Genomic DNA, 18,370 nt, shown 5'->3' with positions numbered 1-18,370 from the left:
TAGCGCAAACGGCGCGTCACTGCGCCTTCAAGGGCGCAGCGCCCAGCACCGGCAGGTCCAGGGTCCGCGCCGCCGACTGCGGGGTCGGCAGGCCGGGACGCAGGAACATCGCCAGCAGCCCGGCGCAGAGGGCCGTGAAGCCGGCGAACAGGAAGGCCAGCACCACCACCGGCTTGCGCAGGCTCTTACCCTTGATCGGCGCGATGGCGCGCTGGACGATGCGGATGTTGTCGTTGGAGCGGGCCGCGATCTCCTGGGCCGCGCGGTTCTGCTCTTCCTTGACCGTGAAGTCGCGGACGCTGGTCTGCAGCACGTCGCGGTTCAGCGACAGCTCCTGGAAGCGCGGCTCCAGCGCCGTCAGCCTCAGCCGCCGCTCGGTCAGCCGGTTGATCTGGTCGGCCAGCTCGGCCTGCGAGCGGCGCAGCGCCCCGACCTCCGAGGTCAGCTGGATCTTCTCGGTCTGCAGGGTCTGGAACACAGGATTGACCCCGATCCGCTTGGCCCCCTCGCCCAGGGTCCGGCCCGCGGCCATGCCGGCCTCCAGCTGGGCGATCTGCGCGTCCAGCTCCTGCACGGGCCGCGCGTCGGCGCGATAGCGCGACAGCAGCTCCTCGCGCTGGACCTTCAGGCCGACCAGCTTCTCGCCCGGCGCGCTGGAGATGTCGCGATAGATCCCGACCTCGCGCGACACCTGGCCCAGCTGGGCGTTCAGGGTGGTCAGCCGGCCGATGCGGTCCTGCAGCTGGGCGTCGGTCTGGTACTTCTGCTGCTCGATCTGCGCCTGCAGCTGCGACAGCGAGGCCTTCTCGGCGACGAAGTCCCCGATCCGGTTGCTGGTCAGGAACTCCTCATAGGCCGCGTCGGCGTCGGCCAGCCGCGTCTCGAACAGCTGGCGCTGTTGCTCCAGGGCCGGCGAGCTTGGGTCGACCAGCACCGTGCGGCGATAGATCAGGTATTCCTCGAGCAGGGTGTTGAGGATCAGCGCCGCAGTCTGCGGGTCCTTGTGGCTGAACCCGATCCGCACGATCGGCGTGTCCGGCGCGGTCTCGATCTTCAGGTTCTGCTCGATGGCCCGGATGGCCATGCTCATGATGGTCTTCTTCTCGGCCGGCGTCGCCTTGGCGTACTTCTCGGCCAGGTCCGGATAGGTCCGCGCCAGGCCCAGCCGCTCGATCACCCGCAGCTTCAGCGGCGCGGCGCCCAGGATCTCGATTTCGGACTGGATGACCGCGTCCGAGTCGAGCACCGCCCCGCGGCCGGCGTCGCCGGCCCGCGGCTCGTAGACGTACTCCTGGCCCAGCCGCACGAGCACGCTCGAATAGGCCTCATAGCTGGTCTTCATGGTCAGGGCCGCGGCGACGCCTAGCACGAACAGCGTCAGGAAGATCGCCAGCATCAGGTAGCGCTCGCGCCACAGCAGCACCGGGAAATCGCTCAGCGCATAGCGCGGCCGCCCGGCCCAGGCGAACCCCGGCCCGGCCTCTTGCGTCGCTGCTGTCCACGCGGCCTGCGTCACTGAAAGAATCTCGGTCCCCGAACTTCAGCCGACCCTGCGAGGCCGCGATTAACACTCCGTTACCCATTCTCCTTAACCTTTGCGGCCATGCTTCAGAGGCGCCGCCGTCCTGTCCCGATGATCGCCGCTTGCGCGGGCCTGGCCCTGGCCGGCTGCGCCACGCCGCGCGACGTCATGGGGCCCTGGCGGCCGCCCGAGCCGGCCCCCGCGGCTCCCGCCGCCCAGGCGTTCAGCAACATCCCCTACGCCACCTGGAGCGACTACGAGCCCGACTACCGGTTCTATCCGGGCGACGAGATCGAGGTCGCCGTGCCTTCGGCGCCGGAACTGACCAAGACCCTGGTGGTCCAGCCGGACGGGCGGATCACCCTGCCCCTGGTCGGTCCGGTCATGGCCGCCGACCGCACGATCCCGGAGCTGGAAGGCGTCGTCGCCCAGGCCTATTCGAGCCAGCTGCTGCGCCCGCACGTCGAAGTCTCGGCCAAGGCCGCGCCGCTCAAGGTCTTCGTCGGCGGCGAGGTCGGCAATCCGGGCGTCATCGACCTCACCGGCGACGCCGACGCGCTCCGCGCGATCATCCAGGCCGGCGGCTTCCGCTCGAGCGCCGACGCCAGCGCGGTGTTCATCATCCGCCGCGGGCCCGACGGCCGCGGCATGATCCGCCGCGCCGACCTGCTGCGCGGCCTGCGCCACGCCGAGACCGACCTCGTGCCGCTGCGGCGCTTCGACGTGATCTACGTCCCGCGCACCGGCGCCGCCAACGCCGGGATCTTCATGCAGCAGTACTTCCGCGACCTGCTGCCGGTCTCGTTCAGCTACGCGCTCGGCGCCCAGGCGATCCAGTAGACGCCAGCGCCGCCGCCGCTCGCAAGCGGCCCCGCGACCTACTCCCCCTGCCTCACCATTCCAGGGCCTCGGGGTTCTCGATCGGCCGTCCCGATTGCGAATTCACCGCGACGCGCTCCAGCCGGCCGTCTTTCAGCACTCCGATCATGTAGGCCTGGACTTCCGACGTGGGGTTGGCGGCGCTTCTTGCAATGCCGGCCACGACCGCCGGCGCGCCCCTCTGCGAGGCTTCAGCCGTGCGGATCGCGTCGGCCAACGAAACCTTGGCGACCTTGACGGCGGTCGCGCGCCGTTGGGCCTTCCAGTTCAACATCCACGCCGGAATGGACGCGCCGACAAGCTCGACGACGTCGCTGCTCGGAGCGTCGAGCCGCCAGAACCTGACGTCCGATCCGTTCAGCACGATGGCGGCGTAGCCCGGCGCGCCGCCGACGTTGTCAAAGGTGATCGCCGCCACGCGTCCGCCGTTCAGGGCCTCGATCTTGGTCACCATGTCGGCCAGGATCTTCGGATCGCCGCTGAAGCCGGTGACGTCGATGCTGATGTCCTGGTTCACCTTCAAGGTCTGGGCGAGAGATGGCGCCGCAGCGGCCAAGCTGCCGATGGTGGCCAGAGCAAGCAGCAGAGCACGCATGGAGGTCTCCTCAGAGGTGTAGCCTCCCCGCGTTACACCCTTCGGCAATGGCAAAGTCATGCGCGCCGGCGCCTGAGCACGAGCGGCGATTCACCTGAGAGCGGACCCCGCGAATGTCTGTGAAGGGTGGGAAGCGGGCGCTCAGTCTTCCGGCGCGAAGACCTTCAAGTCGGAGAAAGGGATTGGTTCTCTGGATGGCAAACCGTCGTTGAGAGAGAGCCGCCACCAGCCGACATCGTGCCAACCGCCGAACTTGAAACCTACCTCTCTGTAGGTCCCAATGTGCTCAAATCCCATGGCCTCGTGAAGCCCGACGCTCTTGTCGTTGGGGAGAGCAATCCCAGCGAATGCGGAGTGAAAGCCCTGGTCCGCCAAACGAGCTAGCAAGTCGCGGTACAGGGCGCGGCCGACGCCGCTGCGATGAGCGTGCTTAGCCACATACACCGTCACATCGACCGACCATCGATAGGCGGGCCGTGCTCGGTGAGGCCCCGCATAGGCGTAGCCGACCACCTGGCCGCCTTCCTCGAAGACGAGGAAGGGATGAACCGCCTGGGTAGAAGCGATGCGCTCGGCCATCTCGGCGGCCGTCGGTGGCTCTTCCTCGAAGGAGATGACCGTGTCGCGAACATACGGCGCGTAGACCGTCGCTACCGCCGCCGCGTCCACTGCGCGCGCCGGCCTGATGCTTCCGCCCATCGGCCCCTCCTGTGGTGCAGTTTGGACAGTTTCACCCCGCGCCGACAGCGGCAAGGATCGTTGCTTCGGGGGCCTACGGCCTGATCACCTCGCCGTCTTCCTTGGTGAAGCTGTCAGGTTTGTGCTGGATCAGGCCAAACACCGCCTCGGAAGGCCGGCACAGCCTCACGCCGATCGGCGTCACGACGATGGGTCGATTGACCAGAACGGGGTGCTCGACCATGGCGTCGAGGATCTGATCCTCGCTAACGCCGTCGCCAAGCAGACCCAGCGCGGCGGCGGGCGTACCCTTTTCCCGCATAAGCTGGCGGAACGTCATGCCTGCCTCGTCGGCTAAGGCTCGAAGCCGGTCGTGGGTCCAACCTGTCTCAAGGTACTCGACAATCTTCGGCGTGTAGCCGGCGGCCTCGACCATCGCGACCGTGTTGCGCGAGGTGCCGCAGGCCGGATTGTGGAAGATGGTGACGGGGAAGTCGGTCATGGCTGGGCTCGTTCGGGGCTTAGGGTTTGCGCCACGCGCCGGACGGATGCGCCCCGCTCGTACCAAGGGCGGCTTCGGTTCACGATGGCGACGATGGACAGCATCACCGGCACTTCGATCAGGACTCCCACGACGGTCGCGAGCGCCGCGCCGGACTCGAAACCGAACAGGCTGATGGCGGCGGCGACGGCGAGTTCGAAGAAGTTGCTGGCGCCGATCAGCGCCGATGGCCCGGCCACGCAATGCGCTTCCCCGGTCGCGCGGTTCAGTAGGTAGGCGAGGCCGGAGTTCAGATAGACCTGGATGAGGATCGGCACGGCAAGCATGGCGATCACCAGCGGCTGCCGGATGATCTGTTGGCCCTGAAAGCCAAACAGCAGGATCAGCGTCGCCAGCAGTGCCAGGATTGAGACCGGCTGCATGACCGAAAGAAAGCGGTCGAGGCGCGGCTGTCCCCCGGCAAGGAGAATGCGCCGGATGAACTGCGCCGCGACGACGGGCACGACGATGTAGAGACCGACTGACAGAGCAAGCGTCGCCCAGGGCACGGTGATCGCCGACAACCCCAGCAGCAGAGCGACCACGGGCGCGAAGGCGAACACCATGATGGTGTCATTCAACGCGACTTGGCTAAGCGTGAAGTTCGGCTCGCCGCGCGTGAGGTTGCTCCACACGAACACCATCGCCGTACAGGGCGCGGCGGCGAGGATGATGAGCCCGGCGATGTAGCTCTCGATCTGCTCGGCGGGCAGATAGGGGCGGAACAGCCAGCCAATGAACACCCAGCCCAACGCGGCCATGCCGAACGGCTTGATGATCCAGTTGATGAAGAGCGTGACGCCGATACCGCGCCAGTGACGGCCGACCTGACCGAGGGCCGCGAAGTCGACCTTGATGAGCATGGGTATGATCATCAGCCAGATCAGCGCGGCGACCGGCATGTTGACGCTGGCGATTTCGGCGGTTCCGATGGCCTTGAAGGCCGGCGCAAAGAAGTGGCCAAGGGCGATGCCGACCACGATGCACAGCGCGACCCAAAGCGTCAGATAGCGCTCGAAGACCGACATCGCGGGCTTGGCGGTCATTTGCAGACGCCGTCACACGCGGCGGCTCGGCCGAGGATTTCCGTCAACGGCGCGCAAATCTCCGGCGCGCCACCGCAGCAATCTTCCATCAGAAAGCCGAGCAGCGTGCTCATCGCCGCGTAGTTCGCCGTGTAGATGATCGAGCGCCCATCACGCCGAGAACTGACGAGGCCGGCTCCGCTGAGGACGCCAAAATTGGCCGATAGCGTGTTCGGCAGCATATCGAGACGACGCGCGACCTCCCCCGCTGCGAGGCCTTCCGGCCCGGCCTGGACCAGCAGGCGATAGATGGTGAGACGCCCCTCGTGCCCGAGGGCGGACAGACTCGCGACGGCGGATTTGATTTCCATATTTCCAAGATAGTCGAAATATGTGACAACGAGAAGGACATTTCGAGGATTGTGGAAATGACCGCTTCGTTCCCGGCGCTAGCCCCTGAGTTTCTGGCGCCGATCAATATGGCTCAGCTTGAACCGACTGCGCGAAGGACCCACCCGCCGCGCATCCTGCTGCTCTACGGATCGCTGCGCGAGCGGTCGTTTAGCCGGCTCTGCGTTCTGGAGGCTGAGCGGATACTGCAACGCCTTGGCTGCGAGACGCGGGTTTTCGATCCGCGCGGTTTGCCGCTGCCCGACGAGACGACGCCGGACCATCCGAAGGTGCAGGAACTGCGTTCGCTCTCCGAATGGTCGGAAGGCCAGGTTTGGTGCAGCCCAGAGCGTCACGGTGCGATCACCGGTGTGATGAAGTCGCAGATCGACTGGATACCACTTTCGATCGGCAGCGTGCGGCCGACCCAGGGCAAGACGCTGGCGGTGATGCAGGTCAGCGGCGGCTCGCAGTCTTTCAACGCTGTGAACACATTGCGCCTGCTCGGGCGGTGGATGCGAATGCTCACCATCCCTAACCAATCATCCGTGGCGATGGCCTACCGCGAGTTCGACGAGGACGACCGTATGAAGGCGTCGAGCTATTACGAGCGGATCGTCGATGTGATGGAGGAACTGGTGAAGTTCACGCTGCTCACCCGCGACCGCGCCGACTACCTCGTTGACCGCTACAGCGAGCGCAAAGCCGATGGGCGCATCCCAGAGCACGTGACGCTAGGCGCAGAGGCCATGCGGCATGAGGTGGTGACGAGTTAGCCGGCATTCCCCGCTTCCGCTAAGGGTCGATTTCAGACGCTGACCTGGCGCCGACTTGCTGACGTTGAGCGGATCGGCCGAAAAGCAGACGTCACGAGCGGCGGCGAAGGGACAGTTCAGTCGCATGGCAAAGCTTCGCTGGATCGTGGTCGCTGCCTTCACGACCGCCTGCGCGCACGAGGCTACGCGGCCGATTGAGGCGCCAACCTCCGCGGAGGTCGGAGACCATGTCGCCTCGCAGTGGGACGCCGACTTCAGTCAGCGCTTTAGCCGGTTCGCCGGTCGGCAGGGGCAGCCCTCGCAATTGATCTCGGTTCGGAACGTGCACTGCGACCGCAGCTGGGGCGGCCGGATCGCGAACTGCACCTATGATGTGACGGCCGTTTTCAACGCCGAAGAAAGCGTCACCAGGCGACTCGTGAGCGAGTTCGAACGCACCGAAGGCGGCTCGCTCAACGAGGTGATCATCATGTGGCACGAGCGGAAGCGCTAAACACCCAACGCCCCCAAGGTTCGCCTTCGGTCATCAACTCCGCCGCGACCAACGGTCGCCGCCCCCGCGCCGCAGAGCCGGCGCCTTGGCCGCGCTCCCTACCGCGGGTAGCCTCCCCGCAAATCTGGGTTGAATCGACAGGCTGCAATGACCGCAAACCAGTTCCCCGCTTCGCGTCCCCACCTGGGCGGCGTCGAATCGTTGCGCGCCTATGCGGCCCTCGCGGTCATCGTCTTCCACGTCATCCACCTGGCCCAGTTCGACCCGCCCCAGAGCCTGATGGCCCTCAAATGGCATCTCGGACGCGGGGTGCCGCTGTTCTTCGCCGTCAGCGCCTTCAGCCTGGCCTACGGCTATTTCGGCCGCCTCGGGGAAGGCGCCCAGCAGCGGGAGTTCTATCTGCGGCGCGTGTTCCGGATCGCGCCGCTCTACTATCTGGCGACCTTCTTCCAGCTGGCGCTGAACTATCCGCCGCTGTGGGCGCTGCATAACCCCGTCGACATGCTCCTCAACCTGACCTTCCTGTTCGGGCTGTCGCCGAACCATGTGGAAGGCATCGCCCTGGCGTCGTGGTCGATCGGCGTCGAGATGCTGTTCTATGCGATCCTGCCCCTGGTGCTGTTCCTGGTCCGCGGCCTGCGCAGCGCGATCGTCTTCACGGTGCTGAGCTCGCTGGCCGCCGTGGTCTATTTCGTCGCGCTGTCCGCCATGCCCGGCGTGCCGTTCGCCTTCATCCAGCACGGCTTCGTCTTCAACCTGCCCTACTTCGCCTTCGGCCTGCTGGCCTTCTTCGTCTGGAAGGCCGCCTCCCCGCGCGCCTTCTGGCCGGTGTTCGCCGCCGCCCTGGCCGGGATCGCCGCGCTGCTGTGGGGCGCCGACACGTTCGGGGCGCTCGTGAACACGCCGCTCGGCAGCGCGGTCTACCAGACGCTGTGGGGCGCGCCGCTGGCGCTGCTCTGCCTGGCCCTGGCCTGGCGCGACGGCCCGCCGGTGTCGTGGCCGGTCACCCGGTTCCTCGGCAAGATCAGCTTCAGCCTCTACCTCGCCCATCCGCACGTGCTGGCGCTGCTGGACGCCACCGGCGTCTATGCGCGCATCAAGGCGCTGCCGGGCGGCTCGGGCGTGCATCTCCCGGCCGCGTGCGCCGTCACCCTCGTCGTGCTGGTCCCGATCTCGTACGCGCTCTACCGGCTGGTCGAGGCGCCCGGCATGACCCTTGGCCGCGCCACCGTCGCGCGCCTGCGTCCCGCGCCTTCAGGCGCCTGACACAGGGCCCGCGCGTCTATCCGCCGGCGCAGGCGCTCGGCATGGCCCGGCCGACGCCCCAGGACAGCTGCCCCTGCACGATGCTCAGCGTCTGCCGGCCGTTCGAGAAGGTGGTTCCTTCCGGCCCCATCGCGGGCAGATCGAACGCGGCGCCGTCGTTGACGGCCACCGACGCGCGCTCGCCCATGAGCCGCACCGCCAGCCGCGTGCCGTCCTCGCAGACGTACTTGCTGACGGGATAGGGGTTGCCCACGCCGATCGACGCCTCCGTCCCCGACTGCTCGCAGCCTGCAAGCATCACGATCGCCGCGACGGCGAGTCCTCTCAACATGACGGGCCTCCAGACTTGAGCGGTTAGAGCAGCTGTATCGACGATCGGCCTGGGCGCTAGCGATCCATGTTCTTGTAGATGACGCCGTTCTTCATGATGACCACGAAGTTGCGGGCCGGATCGGCGACCAGGTTGATGTTCTCCAAGGGATCGCCGTCCACCAGCAGCAGGTCGGCGTACGCCCCCTGTTCGACGACCCCGAGCTTGCCGGGATAGGGATTGCGCTTGCCCGAGAGCGCGAGCAGCTGCGCGTTGGTCCCCGTGGCCATGGCGAGGGCCTCGGCCGGCGTGTACCAGCGCGTCAGCGAGGCCAGGATCGCGCCCTGCTGCTGGGCCAGGGCCTGCGAGAACAGCACGTCGGTGCCCCAGGCGGTCTTCAGCTTGTACTTCCTGGCCAGCCGATAGGTGCGGTCGATGCCCGGCCAGACTTCGTCGGCCCCCTGGCGCTGCACCGACCCGACCGGAAAGCCTTCCCGCAGGCCTTCCGGCAGCGGCTGCAGGCTGAGCCAGACACCCTTCTCGCCGATGAGCCGGGCGGTGTCCTCGTCCATCAGGAAGCCGTGCTCGATGACCTTGACCCCGGCGTTGATCGAGGTCCGGATCGCCGCCGAGGTGAAGGCGTGCGCCGTGACATAGGTGCCCCAGTTCCCGGCCGCCTCCGTGGCGGCGCGCAGCTCCGGCTCGGTGAAGGTCGACACGTCGACCGGGCTGAAGGGCGAGGACACGCCCCCGCCGGCGGTGACCTTGATCTGGGAGGCGCCGTGCATGAGCTGTTCGCGCACGCGCATGCGCATCTCGTCGGGGCTGTCGGCGATCGCCGCCCCGCCGATCTCCTCGATCCGGGTGAGCTTGCCCGGCGCTCGCGGCAGGTCGGTGAGCTGGCGGAAGTCCCCGTGGCCGCTGGTGACCGTGATCATCGCGCCGGACGGATAGATCCGCGGGCCGGGCACGACGCCCTCGTCGATCGCCTGCTTGAGGCCGAAGGCCGGACCGCCCAGGTCGCGGACGGTCGTAAACCCGCGCATCAGCGTCTCGGTCGCCTCGGCGGCGGCGGTGATGTTGTTGTAGCCCAGGTCGCCGTTGATGGACTGCGCCGGGGTCGGCACGATCAGCATGGTGTGCCAGTGGGCGTCGATCAGCCCCGGCATCAAGGTGCGCCCACGGCCGTCGATGACGCTCGTACCGGGCCCGGCCTCGATCGGCCCTTGCGAGATCTGGGCGATCAGGTTGCCGGTGACCAGCACGTTGGACGGGGCCGAGAGGGCTTTCCCGGTCCCGTCGAAGATCCTGACGTTCCGGAAGAGCGTGGCCGTCGGGGCTTCAACGGCGGGCGCGCCCGCGGCGGGAGCGGCCGAGACGAGCGCGGACGGGCCGTGCGCCAAGCCGGCCCCCGGAGCCCCGGCGATCAGCGCCGCCGCCAGCGATGCGGCAAGCCTCGCCCGATCCAGGGGCGCTCTTCCAGGGCGGACGGAGTGCATCGACATGCGTCACCTCCAGTTGCGACGGGCGTCGTCGCCGCGTCCGCAACCACGGCCAGGGTGGCAGCGCGCAGGACGGGCGCACATCGGGTCGATGCCTGAGGCCGAAGCTTTTGCGAGGAGGGTCGGTTGCAGGCCTGAGCGCCGATCGCCGAGACCGGCCGCGATGCGCGGTCAGCCTTGCCAGAGAGCTCGCCGATGGCCAGTGTCCGCTCGCAATGGGGAGCGGGGACGAATGAGACTTTTTGCTGCGGTGATATCGGCGCTGTTCGCATGCTGGGCGTCAGAGGTGCGAGCCGCGGACGCGTATGTCTACGTCGTCAACGGGACCGGGGGCGCCATCCAAGTCGTGGTCGATGCGCAGGTGTTTCCCCCGATGGACCACCTGCAAGCCGTGAGCGTGCGGGCGCCGCCAGGCAAACACGTCATTCTCGCGGGTGAGCCGAAGGCGATCGCTGCCGGCCAGGTCCAAGCGACGGGAACATCCATTTCACCGGATCTGACGCCGAATAGCGGCATTGTGGATGAGCAGAAGCGCACCTTCTGGTGCTTCATTGTGGGCAAGCAGTCGGACGGCGCGCTCCGAGTCGTCTCGCCCAATCAGCCGACATGCCGCGAGCTTATCCGCCGAGGCGTCGGCGATCGTCAGCTCAACTAGCGTCCCCCGGCTGAGGGGATGACCTGGCGCCGATTACGGACGTTCAGCGGAGGAGCCGCCAGACAGGCGCCGCGATCGGCGGCGACGGGTGGATAGCGGACGTTATTGTTTGGAGGCACATTCTGTCGGATAGCGTGGATCGCATGAGCCGAAAGGTCCCCAAATCTTTTGCCCGTCGGCAAGGGGCCGGCCGAGCGTCACTACAGGTGTCTGATCGCGGAGTGAGTACGTCTTTTGTGGGGGCAGGATGGATACCCCGGCGATGCCGCGCTCAAGGCCGCGTCGCCAATCCTCCAACCCAGTGTTGAACCCCGGCGCGAGCGAACGACCAGCCGTCCTTTCCGGGCAAGCGTCGATGAGAACCTTTTGGTCAATCGCGGTGAAAGTCTGTCCGCGAAAAACCGGAGCGGCAGGATCGTCGAGCGTGACCAAAGCCACCTTCCGACTCCAACCGAATGGTTCGACGCTCCCCACTACGACGTAGAATGGCGGCCCTGAGGGCAGATCACACTTAAGCGTCTCACCGGCCTTCAGGTCGGCTGGGCCACAACTCCCCAAGCCCGCCCCGATCAGGGCAAGGATAACGAAGTTTCGGTAAACGCACTTTCTCACGAGATTACGGTAGCTGGGGCTCAGTCGCTCGTGAAGGCGATGTCCGCAACGGGTGGAGCACTGACTTCAGGCTCAACCCTGCAATCGGTCGCTCAGATAGTCCGCAAAGGACGAGGCAACCTGTTGCGTAGCGCCGCCCGCTGAGGTCAGGAAGATCGGGCCGTCCTCCGCTCCAAGTCGCTCCCAATACCAACCGCCGTCACCGCTATCGCCAACGATCACTGCATCGTTCGGCACGGAACCGTTGTGCCTTTCCGACAGCGTGACCCAAACCGCGTCTGGTCCTGGCCCACCGAATGTATTGTCGATCAGACCATAGACCTCGAATGATCCATAGCTGCCTGCGCCTAACTGACGGGTGAACTCACGGAAGGAAGGAGGAAACTCGCCGCCGAGCGCAGCTTCAGCTTGGGCCACCATTCTCTCGTCGCGAGGCCCGACGAAGTCGCCAAAGGCAAGCCGGTCTAGAGTCTCTTTGTAGCTCGGTTTCATGGCCTCAACTTCCTAGTCTGAGCCGAAACATAGCGAGCGAGCGCAGTACCCGAAAGCGGACCTTCCCGAGGTCAGCAACGGGTGGGAAGCGGACCTTAGGCCGGCTCGTCAGGTGCGCTCAGCCTTTCGAGAAATTCGGTCAAGTTGCCGGCCAGCGGCACCACACTGTCTGCAATCGATCGCTCGTGCATGTAATAGACAATTGCGCTTGCTGCCCCGGTGTCGAGGCATACGTAGTCCCCGGCCCCAGTCTCGATGAAAGGGATCAGTGCGGGGCGAAGGCCTTCTACCATCCGAGCCGCCGCTCGAATGCTGTCGGTGCCATCGCCAGCTACCCTAAGCACAGCGCCAAAATTGCCGACGCGCCTACGGCCTGAGGGCTCGACCACGTCGAACTCGCTCTCTTCGGGATTACTCGCCCCGGCGTTTGAACGGAGGAAGGCCACGACGTCCGATGGAAAACGACATGCGAGGTCGTCCTCTAGCTGCCTGACCTCCTCTACAGTGGCGCCGGACCCGACTTCGAACCACATTAGCGGGCGCATTTCTGCCTCTTGCTGGTGCGCAACGGAAAGCAGAGGCGCAAGACATCTGCAATGGGGGGGAGGCCGCCTCTGATGTCAGCTCGATCTGAGGAACGATTGCCACTCTTCCCAGACATTTGCAGGGTCGAAGTCTCGATAACCTCGCTCCTCTGCCATCTTCCACGCAGCCGAGCGGCGCACCGTCATGCAAATTGCACCGTCCCGCGCCTCTAACACCTCCGCCTCCGTGAGCGCACTTCCTTTGCGCTCTTCGAGTGCGACAAGCAGTGTCACCAATGGCGGGATAGGGACCACCACTACTGGATCGTCTTCAACTGACGGCACGGCAGTAGTCTTCGCCGCCCTGGGCCTAAAGAATTTCGACAACATCCCAGGCCCTGCGCGTGAAACTCGGCACCAGCTTAGGCGGGCCGTCCCAACGTCCGCAACGGGTCGATAGCGGTCGCCGACCTGGCGCCAAAGAGCAGACGTAACCGGCGTCAGCCGTGCAGAACGAGTCCGCCGTAGCCGGCGATGTGGCCGAAGATGGCGGCCATGACGCCGACGGCGACCGACACAATGCCGACCACGAAGATGCGCACCGCCCTTTCGTAATTGGCGACGATCACGGACTTCACCGCCAGCAGATCGACCAGCGCCTTGATCTGCAGGGCGACGCCAAGGCTGATGGCCGCCACGGCGAACAGATCGGAAGTCTCCCAACGCCCCGGCAGTCCGCTCCAGCGAACCAGAAAGGCCAGCGAGAAGCCGAGCACCACCCCGATCGCGGTCATCGAGCCCGAGCGGAAAATTCCCTCGACGCGGGCAGGCTCATCTGTAGCGGGCTTTGTGGTGGGCGGCGTGCGGGCCATCGCGGAGGGCCTTCTGCTGAGCCGGCGCCTGAGGCCGCGAACTCCAACCGCAATCGGCGGGCGCGGCATCGCCTGCCGACCTGGACGCGCCAACTCCGCGATCGGTTCCGAACTTCGCAGCTTGCTAGAGGCCGCGACGCAGGACGCAGGCCAGCTCGTGCGTCTGGAGCGCCGGGATCAAATGTGATCCGCTGCGGTTCCTCGGTGGCACCAGGAAAGGGCCGGCGCATGATCACCGTTTGGGGCGGACAGACCTCGCGATCGATCCGGGTCGTGTGGGTGCTGGAGGAGATGGGCCTTCCCTACCGCGTGCGGCAGGTGGACATGCTCGCCGCCGAGCAGGACCCCGAGTTCTTGGCGGTGAACCCGGCCGACTACATTCCGGCGATTCAGGACGGCGACGTCGTCATGGTCGAGTCGATCGCGATCATGGAGTACCTGATGGCCCGTTACGGGCCGACGCCCCTGGCGCCTGCGCAGCACGACCCGAGCTTCCCGGCCTATCAGCAGTTTCTGCACCTGGGCGAAGCCGGTCTCGCGACCCTGATGATGCCGGTCGTCGTCAGCCGCTTCATCGCGCCCGAGGCCGAGCGGGAGAACTGGGGGGCGGCCTGGTGTCTGCGGTCGTTCCAGAAGCGGCTGAAGCTGGTCAGCCAACGGCTCACCGGTTCACCCTACCTCGCCGGCGAGGCTTTCACCGCCGCCGACATCTCGGTGACCTATGCGCTCAATCTCGCTCAACGGAACTGCGGCGTCACCCTCGGCGACGCCGAACAGGCCTACCTCGCCCGCACCACCGGCCGCGACGCCTACAGGCGCGCCATGGCCCGCTCGCATGAAGGGGTGACCTGAGACCGGGTCCACGGCGAACGATCTGGCGTTCAGTCGGGTCGGTCCGCCAATCGCGCCGAATCCCGTGCCGGCGCAGATCGCGAAGAGCGCGCCAGGCGCCCTCGTCCAGTCGTCAGCGTCGGCGTCAGCCGTGGGCCAGCCACTCGCGGGCCTGGCGCTGGGCTTCGGCGACCTCGTCCGAGGCCATCTCCTGGCTCAGTTCCTTGCGGTAGACCTTGGCCTCGACCGAGCCGCGCATCGCAGCCAGGTTGAACAGCATGTGCGCCGAGACGTAGTCCAGCGGCGCCCCGCCCTGACCGGTCGAATAGAGCAGGCCCATCTTGAACAGCTCGTCCCCCGTCGACTCGGCGGTCGGCAGCGGCATTCCATCGTTTTCCACGCTCGTAAGCATGACTTCGTTTCCCTAGCCCCGTCGGTCCGTCCCCGTTCTGGGTACCGATCCCGACGTTCCTGAGGCTAAGAAAGTCGATGCGCACTGAAGATAGGGTTAACTCGAAAAACGTCGTGATTTTTCTGTGCGGATTTTGACTATTCGCGATTTTTACTGACCGGAAAGCTCCGTAGCCAGAATCTTAAGAGCGCGCGTTTCTGGCCCCGGCCTGCGATCGGCGCCTTCCTGCCGGGCGGCGGCGTAAACCTGCCGCTTGCGCCCCAAATACGAAGCTATCGGCGCCCAATGCGAAGCTGACAGGCCCGTTCAGGTCAAGTTCAGCCGCCTACCGTCAGGTTTGCCGATATCGAGTACGATAGCTTTGGAGCCAGGAGGCCCGCCATGAAACGCCTGATCTTGAGCCTTGCCGCTGTCGCCGCGGTCGCCGGCCCGATGGCGTTCGCCGCGACCTCGGCCTACGCCGACAATGATCGCGGCCGTGGTCGCGACCGTCACGAGCAGCGCTGGGATCGTCACGACGATCGTCGCGACTGGGACCGCCGGGGCGACAATCGCCGCGACTGGGATCGCCGGGACGACCGCCGCGACTGGGGCCGTCATGACAACGGCCGCCACAACGGCTGGGATCGCGGCCGCCACAACGGCTACTACTACAACAGCCGCTGGTACTACGGCCCGCCGCCGCAAGCCTATTACGGCAATCCGTACTACCGCCCGGGCTACGCCGCCTGGCGCCGCGGGGCGCACCTGCCGCCCTACTACCGGGGTTACGTGGTGAACGACTACCACCGCTACCACCTGCGCCAGCCGCCGCGCGGCTACGCCTGGTACCGGGTCGGGGATGACTACCTGCTGGCCGCGCTGGCCAGCGGCATCATCTTCGATATCATCAACAACTAGTTGATCTAAAAATAGAAACGCCCCGGATCGCTCCGGGGCGTTTTGCTATTCGATGCCCAGCTTGGCCTTGAGCAGGCCGTTGACGGCGCCGGGGTTGGCCTTGCCGCCGGTGGCCTTCATGACCTGGCCGACGAACCATCCGATCGCCTGCGGCTTTTCCTTCACCGCTTCGGCCTGACCCGGATTGGCGGCGATCAGCTCCTCGATGATCTTCTCGAGCGCGCCGGTGTCGGAGACCTGCTGCAGGCCCTGCTTCTCGACGATCTCACGCGGGCGGCCCTCGCCGGCCCACATGCGCTCGAAGACGTCCTTGGCGATCTTCGAGGAGATCACCCCCTCTTCGATCAGCGCCACCAGCTCGGCGATGGCGTCCGGCTTCAGCGGGCTGTTCTCGATGTCCAGGCCGCCGGCCGTCAGCTTGGCGGCCAGTTCGTTGGTCACCCAGTTGGCGGTCAGCTTGGCGTCACGGCCCTTGGCGGCTTCCTCGAAGTAGTCGGCGCGGGCCCGCTCGGTGATCAGCACGCCGGCGTCATAGGCCGACAGGCCGTATTGCGACTGCAGGCGCGCCTTCTTGGCGTCCGGCAGCTCGGGCAGCTGCGCCTCGATCGCCTTCACCCAGACCGGGTCCAGCTCCAGCGGCAGCAGGTCCGGATCAGGGAAGTAGCGGTAGTCGTGCGCCTCTTCCTTCGACCGCATCGAACGGGTCTCGCCCTTGTTCGGGTCGAACAGGCGGGTCTCCTGGTCGATCTTGCCGCCGTCCTCGAGGATCTCGATCTGGCGGCGCGCCTCGTACTCGATCGCCTGCTGGATGAAGCGGTAGGAGTTGACGTTCTTGATCTCGCAGCGCGTGCCCAGGTGGCCGAAGTCCCCGGTTTCGCGGAACTTCTCGTAGTCGCCGGGGCGGCAGACCGAGACGTTGACGTCGGCGCGCAGGTTGCCCTTCTCCATGTCGCCGTCGCAGGTGCCCAGGTAGACGAGGATCGTGCGCAGCTTCTTCACATAGGCCGCGGCCTCGGCGGCCGTGCGCATGTGCGGGCGCGAGACGATCTCCATCAGCGCGGTGCCGGCGCGGTTCAGGTCGACATAGGTCGAGTTCGGATCCTGGTCGTGCAGGCTCTTGCCGGCGTCCTGCTCCAGGTGCAGGCGCTCGATCCCGACCGTGAAGGTCGTGCCGTCGTCATGCTCGACGATGACCTCGCCCTCGCCGACGATCGGGTCCTTGAACTGGCTGATCTGATAGCCCTGCGGCAGGTCCGGATAGAAGTAGTTCTTCCGGTCGAAGTGGCTCTTCAGGTTGATCTGGGCCTTGAGGCCGAGGCCGGTCTTCACCGCCTGCTCGACGCAGTGCTTGTTGATCACCGGCAGCATGCCGGGCATGGCCGCGTCGACCAGCGAAACCTGCTGGTTGGGGCCGGCGCCGAAGCCGACCGCCGCGCCGGAGAACAGCTTGGCGTTCGAGGCGACCTGGGCATGAACCTCCAGGCCCAGAACCATTTCCCATTGGCCGGTGCGGCCGGCGATCTGCTTCGACGTATCAGTCATGGCCGCTTCCTAGCGCCCCTCGCGCGCGAGCGAAAGCGGGGCCCTCGAAATCCCTTGCGCAAAGGCCGAAACCGGGGCTGAAATCCGCGCCGGAAACCCTGGGGATGAGGAAACACCCACAATGATGAAAACGTTTACTGCCGGCCTCGTCGGCCTGTCGCTCTCGCTCGGCGCCATGGCCGCCCCGGCCCTCGCCCAGGACGCCCAGGACGCCCACGCCGGCCACGCCGCGGCCCTGTCGGCCGCCGACACCCCGATCGAAACCATCGCCGCGACCGCTGAGGGCAAGGCCGCCCTGGACAAGAACCTCCCGGGCCTGACCACCCACGAGGCCTATGAGCAGTTCAAGGGCATGAGCCTGAAGCAGGTCCAGCCGATGAGCGGCGGCGCGATCAGCGACGACGCCGTGAAGGCCCTGCAGGCCGACCTCGACAAGCTGAAGAAATAAGGCTCCGCGCCGAACGGACGAGGCCCCCGCCCTTCACCGGACGGGGGCCTTTTTCGTGCGCGTTCGCCGGGCAACCTGGGCCGCTGGCGAAGCGTTTTGATCTGTGAGGCCGGTCCCGACGCGAGTGGCCGCCGGGGCGTCCGCGCCCTCATTCAGGAAGGCAGGTCCGATGCGACAGGCCAGCGCGATTCCCACCACCCTCTTCTGCCTCATCGCCGCCGCCGGGCTCGGCCTGGCCTATGCGGTCTACAGTTCCATCGGCCTCGCCGCCGGGGTCACGGTCAGCGCGCTGTCGCTGATCGCCGCGGCGCTGGTCGGCTCGGCTACCCGTGTCGCCAGCCAATGGGAGCGGGCCATCGTCCTGCGCCTCGGGCGCTTCCAGGCGCTGCGCGGGCCCGGATTGTTCTTCATCGTCCCGATCGTCGACACCGTCGCCTACTGCCTCGACATCCGGGTGATCACCTCGACGTTCAAGGCCGAGAAAACCCTGACCAAGGACACCGTGCCGGTCGACGTCGACGCGGTGCTGTTCTGGAAGGTCGTCGACCCGCAGCGGGCGGCCCTGGAGGTCGAGGACTACGGCGCGGCCATCGCCTGGGCCTCGCAGACCGCCCTGCGCGACGTGATCGGCAAGACCATGCTCGCCGACATGCTGGAGGGCCGCGAGAAGATCAGCCGCGAACTGGGCCGGATCATCGACGACCGCAGCCAGCCCTGGGGCGTCAAGGTCATCTCGGTCGAAGTGAAGGACGTGCTGATCCCCGCCGGCCTCGAAGACGCCATGTCCATGCAGGCCCAGGCCGAGCGCGAACGCCAGGCCCGGATCATCCTCGGCGACTCCGAACGTCAGGTGGCCGAGAAGTTCCAGGAGGCGGCCAGGACCTACGCCGACGACCCCACCGCGTTCCATCTGCGGGCGATGAACATGCTCTACGAGGGTCTCAAGCAGAACTCGACCATCGTCGTCGTGCCCTCGACCGCGGTCGAGACCATGAACCTGGGCGGCATGATGGGAACCACCGCCTTGGGTCTCGAGCTCGAGCGGCGGCGGGAGACCAAGCACAAGCCGACGGCGGTCAGGCCTGCAGCCTGACCGCGCCGGCGT

23 protein-coding genes are annotated in these 18,370 nt (G+C 66.5%); 9 read left to right on the top strand and 14 right to left on the bottom strand.

Annotation, left to right across the window (positions count from 1 at the left end):
- Nucleotides 1–16: 16 nt before the first annotated feature.
- On the bottom strand, nt 17–1,516 hold the full coding sequence (locus ACSQ2H_RS09150) for a GumC family protein (protein WP_436061105.1): 1,500 nt from the start codon (nt 1,514–1,516) through the stop codon (nt 17–19).
- Between the two features lie 87 nt (nt 1,517–1,603).
- On the opposite strand from ACSQ2H_RS09150, the gene ACSQ2H_RS09145 reads away from it, so the two are divergent.
- Nucleotides 1,604–2,362 (top strand): polysaccharide biosynthesis/export family protein, encoded by a 759-nt coding sequence (locus ACSQ2H_RS09145; RefSeq protein WP_436061104.1) that lies wholly within the window; start codon nt 1,604–1,606, stop codon nt 2,360–2,362.
- A 52-nt stretch (nt 2,363–2,414) separates the two neighbouring features.
- Here the strand turns inward: ACSQ2H_RS09145 and ACSQ2H_RS09140 are convergent, their stop codons facing one another.
- From ACSQ2H_RS09140 to ACSQ2H_RS09120, 5 genes are all read right to left on the bottom strand, one after another.
- The gene (locus tag ACSQ2H_RS09140; protein ID WP_436061103.1) at nt 2,415–2,996 is read right to left on the bottom strand and encodes a hypothetical protein; all 582 of its coding nucleotides are present in this window, start codon (nt 2,994–2,996) and stop codon (nt 2,415–2,417) included.
- Between the two features lie 141 nt (nt 2,997–3,137).
- On the bottom strand, nt 3,138–3,695 hold the full coding sequence (locus tag ACSQ2H_RS09135; protein WP_436061102.1) for an arsinothricin resistance N-acetyltransferase ArsN1 family B: 558 nt from the start codon (nt 3,693–3,695) through the stop codon (nt 3,138–3,140).
- Between the two features lie 73 nt (nt 3,696–3,768).
- Nucleotides 3,769–4,176, bottom strand: coding sequence for an arsenate reductase (glutaredoxin) (gene arsC, locus ACSQ2H_RS09130; protein ID WP_436061101.1), 408 nt, complete (start codon nt 4,174–4,176; stop codon nt 3,769–3,771).
- Nucleotides 4,173–5,243 (bottom strand): ACR3 family arsenite efflux transporter, encoded by a 1,071-nt coding sequence (arsB, locus tag ACSQ2H_RS09125; RefSeq protein ID WP_436063560.1) that lies wholly within the window; start codon nt 5,241–5,243, stop codon nt 4,173–4,175. The genes arsC and arsB overlap by 4 nt, the downstream gene beginning before the upstream one ends.
- A gap of 14 nt (nt 5,244–5,257) precedes the next feature.
- Nucleotides 5,258–5,611 carry an ArsR/SmtB family transcription factor gene (locus ACSQ2H_RS09120; protein ID WP_436061100.1) on the bottom strand — a complete coding sequence of 118 codons (354 nt, stop codon included), beginning with the start codon at nt 5,609–5,611 and terminating at the stop codon, nt 5,258–5,260.
- Between the two features lie 57 nt (nt 5,612–5,668).
- Between ACSQ2H_RS09120 and arsH the strand changes: the two genes are divergently transcribed.
- The 3 genes from arsH (at nt 5,669) to ACSQ2H_RS09105 (ending at nt 8,165) form a co-directional block, all read left to right on the top strand.
- Nucleotides 5,669–6,406 carry an arsenical resistance protein ArsH gene (arsH, locus tag ACSQ2H_RS09115; protein ID WP_436061099.1) on the top strand — a complete coding sequence of 246 codons (738 nt, stop codon included), beginning with the start codon at nt 5,669–5,671 and terminating at the stop codon, nt 6,404–6,406.
- A 55-nt stretch (nt 6,407–6,461) separates the two neighbouring features.
- Nucleotides 6,462–6,899 (top strand): hypothetical protein, encoded by a 438-nt coding sequence (locus ACSQ2H_RS09110; RefSeq protein ID WP_436061098.1) that lies wholly within the window; start codon nt 6,462–6,464, stop codon nt 6,897–6,899.
- Between the two features lie 147 nt (nt 6,900–7,046).
- Nucleotides 7,047–8,165: an acyltransferase family protein gene (locus ACSQ2H_RS09105; protein WP_436061097.1), complete on the top strand. Its 1,119-nt coding sequence runs from the start codon at nt 7,047–7,049 to the stop codon at nt 8,163–8,165.
- 16 nt (nt 8,166–8,181) lie between these two features.
- Here ACSQ2H_RS09105 and ACSQ2H_RS09100 read toward each other — a convergent pair whose 3' ends face one another.
- Together ACSQ2H_RS09100 and ACSQ2H_RS09095 are read right to left on the bottom strand one after the other, a co-directional pair.
- The gene (locus tag ACSQ2H_RS09100) at nt 8,182–8,496 is read right to left on the bottom strand and encodes a hypothetical protein (RefSeq protein WP_436061096.1); all 315 of its coding nucleotides are present in this window, start codon (nt 8,494–8,496) and stop codon (nt 8,182–8,184) included.
- Nucleotides 8,497–8,552: 56 nt separating this feature from the next.
- On the bottom strand, nt 8,553–9,980 hold the full coding sequence (locus ACSQ2H_RS09095) for an amidohydrolase family protein (RefSeq protein ID WP_436061095.1): 1,428 nt from the start codon (nt 9,978–9,980) through the stop codon (nt 8,553–8,555).
- Nucleotides 9,981–10,209: 229 nt separating this feature from the next.
- On the opposite strand from ACSQ2H_RS09095, the gene ACSQ2H_RS09090 reads away from it, so the two are divergent.
- Complete coding sequence (locus ACSQ2H_RS09090) at nt 10,210–10,632, top strand: hypothetical protein (protein WP_436061094.1); 423 nt, start codon at nt 10,210–10,212, stop codon at nt 10,630–10,632.
- Nucleotides 10,633–10,734: 102 nt separating this feature from the next.
- Here the strand turns inward: ACSQ2H_RS09090 and ACSQ2H_RS09085 are convergent, their stop codons facing one another.
- The 4 genes from ACSQ2H_RS09085 to ACSQ2H_RS09070 form a co-directional block, all read right to left on the bottom strand.
- Entirely contained in the window at nt 10,735–11,070 is a 336-nt protein-coding gene (locus ACSQ2H_RS09085; protein ID WP_436061093.1) for a hypothetical protein, read from the bottom strand.
- A 246-nt stretch (nt 11,071–11,316) separates the two neighbouring features.
- The gene (locus ACSQ2H_RS09080) at nt 11,317–11,736 is read right to left on the bottom strand and encodes an SMI1/KNR4 family protein (protein WP_436061092.1); all 420 of its coding nucleotides are present in this window, start codon (nt 11,734–11,736) and stop codon (nt 11,317–11,319) included.
- Between the two features lie 95 nt (nt 11,737–11,831).
- Nucleotides 11,832–12,269, bottom strand: a complete 438-nt coding sequence (locus ACSQ2H_RS09075) for an SMI1/KNR4 family protein (protein ID WP_436061091.1) — start codon at nt 12,267–12,269, stop codon at nt 11,832–11,834.
- A gap of 491 nt (nt 12,270–12,760) precedes the next feature.
- Nucleotides 12,761–13,132 (bottom strand): hypothetical protein, encoded by a 372-nt coding sequence (locus ACSQ2H_RS09070; RefSeq protein WP_436061090.1) that lies wholly within the window; start codon nt 13,130–13,132, stop codon nt 12,761–12,763.
- A 228-nt stretch (nt 13,133–13,360) separates the two neighbouring features.
- Here ACSQ2H_RS09070 and ACSQ2H_RS09065 point away from each other — a divergent pair, with 228 nt between their 5' ends.
- Nucleotides 13,361–13,984, top strand: a complete 624-nt coding sequence (locus tag ACSQ2H_RS09065) for a glutathione S-transferase family protein (RefSeq protein WP_436061089.1) — start codon at nt 13,361–13,363, stop codon at nt 13,982–13,984.
- A 124-nt stretch (nt 13,985–14,108) separates the two neighbouring features.
- On the opposite strand, the gene ACSQ2H_RS09060 is transcribed toward ACSQ2H_RS09065, so the two are convergent.
- The gene (locus ACSQ2H_RS09060) at nt 14,109–14,375 is read right to left on the bottom strand and encodes a sel1 repeat family protein (RefSeq protein ID WP_436061088.1); all 267 of its coding nucleotides are present in this window, start codon (nt 14,373–14,375) and stop codon (nt 14,109–14,111) included.
- Between the two features lie 381 nt (nt 14,376–14,756).
- Between ACSQ2H_RS09060 and ACSQ2H_RS09055 the strand changes: the two genes are divergently transcribed.
- Complete coding sequence (locus tag ACSQ2H_RS09055) at nt 14,757–15,275, top strand: RcnB family protein (protein WP_436061087.1); 519 nt, start codon at nt 14,757–14,759, stop codon at nt 15,273–15,275.
- Nucleotides 15,276–15,320: 45 nt separating this feature from the next.
- Here ACSQ2H_RS09055 and gatB read toward each other — a convergent pair whose 3' ends face one another.
- A complete protein-coding gene (gene gatB, locus ACSQ2H_RS09050) occupies nt 15,321–16,817 on the bottom strand; it encodes an Asp-tRNA(Asn)/Glu-tRNA(Gln) amidotransferase subunit GatB (RefSeq protein WP_436061086.1) in 1,497 nt (498 codons plus the stop codon).
- Nucleotides 16,818–16,941: 124 nt separating this feature from the next.
- On the opposite strand from gatB, the gene ACSQ2H_RS09045 reads away from it, so the two are divergent.
- The gene (locus ACSQ2H_RS09045; RefSeq protein ID WP_436061085.1) at nt 16,942–17,265 is read left to right on the top strand and encodes a hypothetical protein; all 324 of its coding nucleotides are present in this window, start codon (nt 16,942–16,944) and stop codon (nt 17,263–17,265) included.
- Between the two features lie 169 nt (nt 17,266–17,434).
- Nucleotides 17,435–18,358 carry a slipin family protein gene (locus ACSQ2H_RS09040; protein WP_436061084.1) on the top strand — a complete coding sequence of 308 codons (924 nt, stop codon included), beginning with the start codon at nt 17,435–17,437 and terminating at the stop codon, nt 18,356–18,358.
- Nucleotides 18,359–18,370 lie beyond the last annotated feature (12 nt).

The organism is Phenylobacterium sp. LjRoot97 (genome assembly GCF_964254345.1).
GTDB lineage: Bacteria > Pseudomonadota > Alphaproteobacteria > Caulobacterales > Caulobacteraceae > Phenylobacterium.
This window is presented reverse-complemented; position numbering and strand designations above follow the sequence as displayed.

Coding starts and splice junctions, on each gene's coding strand:
- ACSQ2H_RS09145 (WP_436061104.1), top strand. CDS start 1,604: ATGCTTCAGAGGCGCCGCCGTCCTGTCCCGATGATCGCCGCTTGCGCG.
- ACSQ2H_RS09140 (WP_436061103.1), bottom strand. CDS start 2,996: ATGCGTGCTCTGCTGCTTGCTCTGGCCACCATCGGCAGCTTGGCCGCT.
- ACSQ2H_RS09135 (WP_436061102.1), bottom strand. CDS start 3,695: ATGGGCGGAAGCATCAGGCCGGCGCGCGCAGTGGACGCGGCGGCGGTA.
- arsC (WP_436061101.1), bottom strand. CDS start 4,176: ATGACCGACTTCCCCGTCACCATCTTCCACAATCCGGCCTGCGGCACC.
- arsB (WP_436063560.1), bottom strand. CDS start 5,243: ATGTCGGTCTTCGAGCGCTATCTGACGCTTTGGGTCGCGCTGTGCATC.
- ACSQ2H_RS09120 (WP_436061100.1), bottom strand. CDS start 5,611: ATGGAAATCAAATCCGCCGTCGCGAGTCTGTCCGCCCTCGGGCACGAG.
- arsH (WP_436061099.1), top strand. CDS start 5,669: ATGACCGCTTCGTTCCCGGCGCTAGCCCCTGAGTTTCTGGCGCCGATC.
- ACSQ2H_RS09105 (WP_436061097.1), top strand. CDS start 7,047: ATGACCGCAAACCAGTTCCCCGCTTCGCGTCCCCACCTGGGCGGCGTC.
- ACSQ2H_RS09100 (WP_436061096.1), bottom strand. CDS start 8,496: ATGTTGAGAGGACTCGCCGTCGCGGCGATCGTGATGCTTGCAGGCTGC.
- ACSQ2H_RS09095 (WP_436061095.1), bottom strand. CDS start 9,980: ATGTCGATGCACTCCGTCCGCCCTGGAAGAGCGCCCCTGGATCGGGCG.
- ACSQ2H_RS09090 (WP_436061094.1), top strand. CDS start 10,210: ATGAGACTTTTTGCTGCGGTGATATCGGCGCTGTTCGCATGCTGGGCG.
- ACSQ2H_RS09080 (WP_436061092.1), bottom strand. CDS start 11,736: ATGAAACCGAGCTACAAAGAGACTCTAGACCGGCTTGCCTTTGGCGAC.
- ACSQ2H_RS09075 (WP_436061091.1), bottom strand. CDS start 12,269: ATGTGGTTCGAAGTCGGGTCCGGCGCCACTGTAGAGGAGGTCAGGCAG.
- ACSQ2H_RS09070 (WP_436061090.1), bottom strand. CDS start 13,132: ATGGCCCGCACGCCGCCCACCACAAAGCCCGCTACAGATGAGCCTGCC.
- ACSQ2H_RS09065 (WP_436061089.1), top strand. CDS start 13,361: ATGATCACCGTTTGGGGCGGACAGACCTCGCGATCGATCCGGGTCGTG.
- ACSQ2H_RS09060 (WP_436061088.1), bottom strand. CDS start 14,375: ATGCTTACGAGCGTGGAAAACGATGGAATGCCGCTGCCGACCGCCGAG.
- ACSQ2H_RS09055 (WP_436061087.1), top strand. CDS start 14,757: ATGAAACGCCTGATCTTGAGCCTTGCCGCTGTCGCCGCGGTCGCCGGC.
- gatB (WP_436061086.1), bottom strand. CDS start 16,817: ATGACTGATACGTCGAAGCAGATCGCCGGCCGCACCGGCCAATGGGAA.
- ACSQ2H_RS09045 (WP_436061085.1), top strand. CDS start 16,942: ATGAAAACGTTTACTGCCGGCCTCGTCGGCCTGTCGCTCTCGCTCGGC.
- ACSQ2H_RS09040 (WP_436061084.1), top strand. CDS start 17,435: ATGCGACAGGCCAGCGCGATTCCCACCACCCTCTTCTGCCTCATCGCC.